Raw genomic sequence first — 415 nt, 5'->3', positions numbered from 1 at the left:
TTCAGCATCTAAAGCAGCTTTCTTAGCATCAGCTTTAGCAGTAGCTAAACCTTCTACTTTACCTTGTACTTTAGCATCTTTAGCTTCTACCCAAGCATTGAATCTTTTTTCAGCTTCAGCTTCGTCAAAAGCACCTTTAGCTACACCACCTTGTAAGTGTTTTTTGTAAAGAGCACCTTTGTAAGATAGAATAGCTCTAGCAGTATCAGTAGGCTGAGCACCGTTGTTTAACCACTTTACAGCAGAATCAACGTTCAATTCGATAGTTGCCGGGTTAGTAATTGGGTTGTAAGTACCTAGTTTTTCGATGAATCTACCATCTCTTCTAGCTCTAGAATCTGCAACCACGATGTGGAAAAAAGGTTTTCCTTTTTTACCGTGTCTTTGTAATCTGATTTTTACTGACATAATGTTT

General features: G+C 38.1%; 1 protein-coding gene. It reads right to left on the bottom strand.

Going from position 1 to position 415, the window contains the following annotated elements; all coding sequences use genetic code 11:
• The coding region (locus GB932_RS22170) for a 30S ribosomal protein S16 (RefSeq protein ID WP_497755945.1) at nucleotides 1-415 on the bottom strand (415 nt) is incomplete at both ends.

Source organism: Microbacterium karelineae (genome assembly GCF_009745985.1).
Taxonomy (GTDB): domain Bacteria; phylum Actinomycetota; class Actinomycetes; order Actinomycetales; family Microbacteriaceae; genus Microbacterium; species Microbacterium karelineae.
Note: the sequence above shows the minus strand (reverse complement) of the source record. Positions and strands in the feature narration are given on the sequence as shown.